The following is a 6,755-nucleotide window of genomic DNA, read 5'->3' as shown; positions in this document are numbered from 1 at the left end:
GGCGGAGCCGCTGCTGCCCGCCCGGGTGCACCGGCCCGCCGACCTGCTGCGGCTGCTGCTCGGCATCGCCGGGATCGCCCTCGTCCTGGCGCTGGCGACCTTCGCCCACGGCACCACCCAGGGACTGAAGAACGACATCGGGCAGAGCGCCGGGGCGGCGCCCCAGCTGCTGATCAACCTGGCCGGGCTGACGTCCAGCGTCGCGGTGCTGATCGTGCCGGTGGCGTTCGCCGTGGAGCGGCTGATCAAGCGGGACGGGCTGCGGATCGCGGACGGCGTGCTGGCCGCCGTACTGGCGCACGGGGTGTCGCTGGCCACCGACCTGTGGGTCGCCGAGGCGGCCCCCGCCTCGATCCGCAGCGCGCTCACCCAGCCGCTCGCCAACGGGTCGCTGTCCGCGCCGGTGCACAGCTATCTGGCGCCGGTGATCGCCTATATGACGGCGGTCGGCATGTCCCGGCGGCCCCGCTGGCGGGTCGCGATGTGGTGCGTCCTGCTGCTGGACGCGTTCGCGGTGCTCATCGGGCGGTACACCACCCCGTTCGCCATCGTGGTCACGGTCCTGATCGGCTGGACCGTCGCCTTCGGCACCCTCTACGCCGTCGGCTCCCCCAACGTCCGCCCCACGGGCCAGAACCTCCTCGCCGGGCTGCGCCGGGTCGGCTTCCGGCCGGTCAGCGCGATCCGCGCGGAGGACATCGCCAACCCGGACCACCCCGAGCACTCCGACCGGGGCCGCCGCTACATCGTCAGCCTGGAGGACGGCCCGCCGATCGACGTCACCGTCGTCGACCGCGAGCAGCAGGCCCAGGGCTTCTTCTACCGGGTGTGGCGGCGGCTGTCGCTGCGCGGCATCAACCAGCGCCGCAGCCTCCAGTCGCTGCGCCAGGCCCTGGAGCAGGAGGCGCTGCTGGCGTACGCCGCGATCGCCGCCGGGGCCAACGCGCCCAAGCTGATCGCCACTTCCGAGCTGGGCCCGGACGCGGTGATGCTGGTCTACGAGCACATCGGGGGCCGCAGCTTCGACTCGCTGGCGGACGAGGAGATCACCGACGCGCTGATGCACAGCGCCTGGCGGCAGGTCGCCGCCCTCCAGTCGCGGCGGATCGCGCACCGGCGGCTGGTCGGCGACGCCCTGCTGGTGGATCGTTCCGGCGACATCGTGCTGACCGAGCTGCGCGGCGGTGAGATCGCCGCCGGCGACGTCGTGCTGCGGATGGACATCGCCCAGCTGCTCGCCACCTGCGGGCTGCGGGTCGGCGCCGAACGGGCGGTCGCCGCGGCCGTCGCGGTGCTCGGCCCGGACGCGGTCGCCGACAGCCTGCCGCTGCTCCAGCCGATCGCGCTCAGCCGGACCACCCGCGCCACCCTGCGCCACCTGGCCCGGGAGCGCGCCAAGCGGGAGCGCGAGGCGGTGCTGGCCGCCTCACAGGCGGCCAAGGAGGCGCGCGAGGCCCGGGAGGCGCACGGCCCCCAGGACCGCAAGGCGCTGCGGGCCGTGCGGAACGCGGAGAAGACCGCCGAGAAGCGGGCCCTGGAAGAGGCGTCCGAAGAGGTGCTGGAGGAGGATCTGCTCGCCCAGATCCGCCGGCAGGTCCTGCTGATCCGGCCGACCGCGGTGATCGAGCCGGCGAAGCTGGAGCGGCTGAGCCCGCGCATCCTGATCAGCTGGATCGCCGGCGCCTTCGCGGTGTACGTGCTGCTGTCGCAGCTCACCAACTTCAACCTCGGCGACGTGATCAACCAGGCCCGCTGGGTGTGGGTGCTGGTGGCGGCGTTCTTCTCGGCGCTGACGTACGTCGCGGCGGCGATGAGCCTGCTGGGGTTCGTCACCGAGAAGGTCTCGTTCGTCCGGACGCTGATGGCGCAGGTCGCGGGCGACTTCGTGAAGCTGGTGGCGCCCACCGCGATCGGCGGGGTGGCGCTCAACACCCGCTTCCTCCAGCGGGCCGGGGTGCGGCCCGGCCTGGCGGTGGCGAGCGTCGGGGCGTCCCAGCTGTTCGGCCTGGGCAGCCACATCGTGCTGCTGCTGGCGTTCGGCTATCTGACCGGCACCGAGCACGCCCCGCAGATCTCGCCGTCCCGTACGGTCATCGCCGGTCTGCTGACGGTCGCGGTGCTGATCCTGGTCGTCACGGCGGTCCCGGGACTGCGGAAGTTCGTGGTGACCCGGCTGCGGTCGCTGTTCGCCGGTGTGGTGCCGCGGATGCTGGACATCCTCCAGCGCCCGCGGAAGCTGGTCACCGGCATCGGCGGGATGCTGCTGCTGACGGTGGCGAACGTGATGTGCCTGGACGCCTCGATCCGGGCGTTCGGCGGCGGCGACAAGATCAGCTATGCCGGTATCGCGGTGGCCTTCCTGGCGGGCAACGCGCTGGGCTCGGCGGCGCCGACACCCGGCGGGGTGGGCGCCGTGGAGGCCGCGCTGATCGGTGCGCTGACCTTCGGCGGGCTGCCGGCCGACACCGCGCTCCCGGCGGTGCTGCTCTTCCGGCTGATGGTCTTCTGGCTGCCGGTGCTGCCGGGCTGGATGGCCTTCACCTTCCTGACCCGCAAGGGCGAGATCTGAACCGGCCGCCCGCCGGCACGCCCGCCCGTATACGCGAAGGCGCCGGTCCGGATCGCCCGGACCGGCGCTTTCGCGCCTCGCTCACCCCGCTCAGTAGACCGGCTTCTCCGGCTCGACGGTGTTGACCCAGCCGATGACGCCGCCGCCGACGTGGACCGCGTCGGCGAAGCCCGCGGACTTCAGGACCGCGAGGACCTCGGCGGAGCGGACACCCGTCTTGCAGTGCAGGACGATCTTCTTGTCCTGCGGCAGGTCCTGGAGGGCGGTGCCCATCAGGAACTCGTTCTTCGGGATCAGCCTGGCGCCCGGGATCGAGACGATCTCGAACTCGTTCGGCTCGCGGACGTCGATGATCTCGATCTTCTCGTCGGCGTCGATCCACTCCTTGAGCTGCCGGGGAGTGATCGTCGAGCCGGCCGCCGCCTCCTGGGCCTCCTCGGAGACGACGCCGCAGAAGGCCTCGTAGTCGATGAGCTCGGTGACCGTGGGATTCTCGCCGCAGACCGCGCAGTCGGGGTCCTTGCGGACCTTGACCTGGCGGTACGTCATCTCCAGTGCGTCGTAGATCATCAGGCGGCCGACCAGCGGCTCACCGATACCGGCGAGCAGCTTGATGGCCTCGTTGACCTGGATCGAGCCGATGGAGGCGCACAGCACACCGAGCACGCCGCCCTCGGCGCACGAGGGCACCATGCCGGGCGGCGGGGGCTCCGGGTACAGGCAGCGGTAGCAGGGGCCGTGCTCGCTCCAGAAGACCGACGCCTGCCCGTCGAAGCGGTAGATCGAGCCCCAGACGTACGGCTTGTTCAGCAGCACGCAGGCGTCGTTGACGAGATAGCGGGTGGCGAAGTTGTCGGTGCCGTCCACGATCAGGTCGTACTGGGCGAAGAGCTCCATGACGTTGCTGGAGTCGAGGCGCTCTTCGTGCAGGTTGACCGTGACGTACGGGTTGATGCCCAGCACCGTGTCCTTGGCGGAGGCGGCCTTGGAGCGGCCGATGTCCGCCTGGCTGTGGATGATCTGGCGCTGCAGGTTCGACTCGTCGACCTCGTCGAACTCGACGATGCCCAGGGTGCCGACGCCGGCCGCGGCCAGGTACATCAGCGCGGGCGAGCCCAGGCCACCGGCGCCGACACACAGCACCTTGGCGTTCTTCAGCCGCTTCTGCCCGTCCATCCCGACATCGGGAATGATCAGGTGGCGGGAGTACCTGCGGACCTCGTCGACGGTGAGCTCCGGAGCGGGCTCGACCAGGGGTGGCAGCGACACGGGGACTCCGTTGGTCGGTCTCGATGGGGTTCCCCCGCCCCGGCCGGAGCCGGGAACGGCGGAGATGCTTCTTGCCGTAACACTGCCACGCGCTTCTTCATTCCGAGACACCCGGTCCGATGCGCGAGACGAATTCGTCCCAGTAGCCGGGCAGCGACTCCCAGGCACCACCGGCGGCCCCCGCGCCGGCGGCTCGGCGGTCGGTGAAGTACACGGTGCCCGCCCCCTGCCGGCGGGCCATCCGCAGTGCCCCCAGGTGTCCCAGCAGGCGGACACCCGTCTCACGGATGCGGGCGGCGGCCGGTGTGCGGTGCGGGACCGGACGGACCCCCGGCCCGTCCGGGACGTTCGGCACCGCCCGGTGCAGCGGCGCCACCGGCCGGCACCGGAACCCCTTCCTCCGGTCGACGGCACCGGTCCGCGGGCGGGGCAGTTCGGCCCGCTCCCCCGGCGCCGGCAGCGGAGGCGCGAGGCCGGGCACCCCGATGCCCGGCGGCCCGGCCCCCATAGGGGCGCGGGTGGTGTCCGGAGGGGTGCTCAGATGCGACACGCGGCCTCCATCCAGATGTCGGCCAGGGACTCCTCCAGCCCGATGCGGGGGCGCCAGCCGAGCCGGTCGCGGGCGGTGCGGACATCGGCCTGCTGCCAGGTGCCGCAGCCGTCCGGATACGGGTAGGTGGTGGGCGGCGAGCCCACCGGATGCCCCTCGGGCCCCGGGCCGGGGATCACCAACCGGGCCGGCGGGGAGTCGAGTTCGTGCAGCGAGCCGCCGAATCCGGCGACCCGGGCGAGCACCGCCGCGGCCTCCCGCAGCCGTACCGCGCGGCCGGTCCCGATGTTGACCACGCCCTGCGCGGCGGACAGCGAGGCGGCGTGCACCGCCCTGGCCACGTCCCGTACGTCGACGAAGTCGCGCTGTACGCCGAGCCCGCCGAGCTTGAGTTCGTTGTCGCCGGACTGCATCGCCCGGCGCATCGCCTCGGCGAGCCGGCCCAGCGGCGAACCGGCCGGGGTGCCCGGGCCGACCGGCGAGAAGACCCGCAGCACGACGGCGTCGAGCCCGGAGCCCAGGACCAGTTCGGTGGCGGCCAGCTTGCTGACGCCGTACGGCCCACCGGGGCGCGGCACCGCGTCCTCGGCGGTGGACGAGCCGGGCTGCGAGGGCCCGTACTCGGAGGCGCAGCCCAGGTGGACGAGGCGGGCGCCGCAGCCGCTGCGGCGGAGCGACTCGCAGACGGTGGCGACCGCGACGGTGTTGTGCCGGGTCAGCTCCCGGGCGCCGCCGCGGGTGGCGCCCGCGCAGTTGACGACCACGCCGGGATGCACCGCGTCCAGGAAGCGGGTGAGCGCCCCGGGGCTGCCGGTGGCCAGGTCGAAGCGCACGTCGGCGTCGTCGCCCCGGCCGAGGGCGGTGAGCTGGACGGCGGGGTCGGCGAGCAGGCGGTCGGCGACATAGCGGCCGAGGTAGCCGTTGGCGCCGATGAGCAGCACCCTCATCGTGCGGCCCCCCGGTGCCCGTGGCGTGTGGTCGGGTGGACGTTCATGTGTCGACTCCTCATGCGGATCGAGGGAAGCGGGGGAATCCCGCCGGCTCCGGCCGCGGGTTCGGCGTCCGCCCATGAGGGCGAGGGCCACGTGGGGTGGGGTCCGCGGCGGCGGGGACCGGGGAATCCGGGTCGGCGGCATCGGGGTGCCTCCCCGGGGGTGGTGCGTGGTCTGCGGTCACGGCCGGCCCGCCTCGGCCGGCGCGTAAGGTGCGGGCGGATGGGCGCAGGCGCCGGTGAGCGCCCGCAGGCCGTGGACGAGGAGGCCGAGCGCGGCGGCCGTGCAGGCGGCGGCGGGGACCGCGGCCGGTCCGGCGGCGCCGGCCAGCGCCGCCACCGGGGTGCCGAGCGGCGCCAGGCCGGGGATCCGGGCGGCCAGCACCAGCGCGGGCGCCAGCGCCTCCAGGGCGGCGGCGGTGCCGACGCCGGTGGCGGCGGCCCGCGGGAAACCGTGGACGGCGAGCAGCCGGGCGAGGAAGAGCAGGACGCCGAGGGCGGTGGCGGCGGCGCCGGCGGTCCAGCCGCCCGCCGCGCCGCCGAAGGCGAGCCGGGCCGCGGCCAGCAGCGCGGCCACCGCGCCCAGGAAGACCAGGGTGACCGCGGCCAGCAACGGCCGCACCCGGGCGGCGAGTTCGGTCAGCCCGCGGCTGGCGGCAAGCCCGCGCCGGCCGCGCACCGCGAACCAGTGGGCGCACCAGGCCGCCGGGGCGAGCGCGCAGGCCAGTCCCACCGCGCTCGCGACGGCGGCCCGCGGGTGGACAGGCGGCAGATCGGGTCCGCCGACGAGCAGCTGCCCCAGCAGCCAGTCGCCGTAGACCGCGTACGCCACCGTCCAGCCGGCCCACAGCACCGCCGTACGGGACCGGGCGGCGCCGCGCCGCAGCCGCAGCGGCCCGGCCCGGACGGCCAGCCGCAGGGCGAGCACCACCAGCAGCAGCCCGGTGGCATCAACTCCCATGCGTACGAGGGCGGTCGCCCCTGCCGCGGACTCGTGGGCGGCGACCGCCGCGGCGCACACCGCGCCCGGCAGCAGCTGCACCGCCCCGCGCACGGCCCGGCCCGGCGGGAGCTCCCCGGGCGCCGGGCCGGGCTCGGGCTCCGCCGGGCCGGGCTCCTCCGGGGCGGGGTCCTGCCCGGCGCGCGGCACCCGGGCGTACAGCTCCTCGGCCAGCGAGAAGACGTCGCGGTGCCGGAAGCGCGCGGCCGTCCGGTCGGTGACCCCGTGCGCCTCCAGTCCGGCGGCGATCTCCAGCGGGTCGACGGCCCTTTCGCACAGGGCTCGGTGACGGTACATCAGGATCTTCACCGGGTCGGCGGTCATACGCCGTCTCCTCTCCCTGGGCCGTCCGCACGGACGGCGTCCCGCACACCCG

5 protein-coding genes are annotated in these 6,755 nt (G+C 74.4%); 1 reads left to right on the top strand and 4 read right to left on the bottom strand.

Translation table 11 applies throughout. The features are described 5' to 3' along the window. Positions 1–2,569 (top strand): lysylphosphatidylglycerol synthase transmembrane domain-containing protein (locus tag RZ84_RS23875; RefSeq protein WP_241777835.1); only part of this gene is annotated, 2,569 nt, incomplete at its 5' end. A 90-nt stretch (positions 2,570–2,659) separates the two neighbouring features. Here RZ84_RS23875 and moeZ read toward each other — a convergent pair. The 4 genes from moeZ to RZ84_RS23855 form a co-directional block, all read right to left on the bottom strand. Further along, entirely contained in the window at positions 2,660–3,838 is a 1,179-nt protein-coding gene (gene moeZ, locus RZ84_RS23870) for an adenylyltransferase/sulfurtransferase MoeZ (RefSeq protein ID WP_043265999.1), read from the bottom strand. Positions 3,839–3,935: 97 nt separating this feature from the next. After that, positions 3,936–4,346, bottom strand: coding sequence for a hypothetical protein (locus tag RZ84_RS23865; RefSeq protein ID WP_043265998.1), 411 nt, complete (start codon positions 4,344–4,346; stop codon positions 3,936–3,938). Positions 4,347–4,375: 29 nt separating this feature from the next. Then, positions 4,376–5,335 carry an NAD-dependent epimerase/dehydratase family protein gene (locus RZ84_RS23860; protein ID WP_043265997.1) on the bottom strand — a complete coding sequence of 320 codons (960 nt, stop codon included), beginning with the start codon at positions 5,333–5,335 and terminating at the stop codon, positions 4,376–4,378. Between the two features lie 225 nt (positions 5,336–5,560). Then, complete coding sequence (locus RZ84_RS23855; protein WP_078894131.1) at positions 5,561–6,703, bottom strand: hypothetical protein; 1,143 nt, start codon at positions 6,701–6,703, stop codon at positions 5,561–5,563. Positions 6,704–6,755 lie beyond the last annotated feature (52 nt).

This window comes from Streptomyces sp. CT34, assembly GCF_000805335.1.
GTDB lineage: Bacteria > Actinomycetota > Actinomycetes > Streptomycetales > Streptomycetaceae > Streptomyces.
This window is presented reverse-complemented; position numbering and strand designations above follow the sequence as displayed.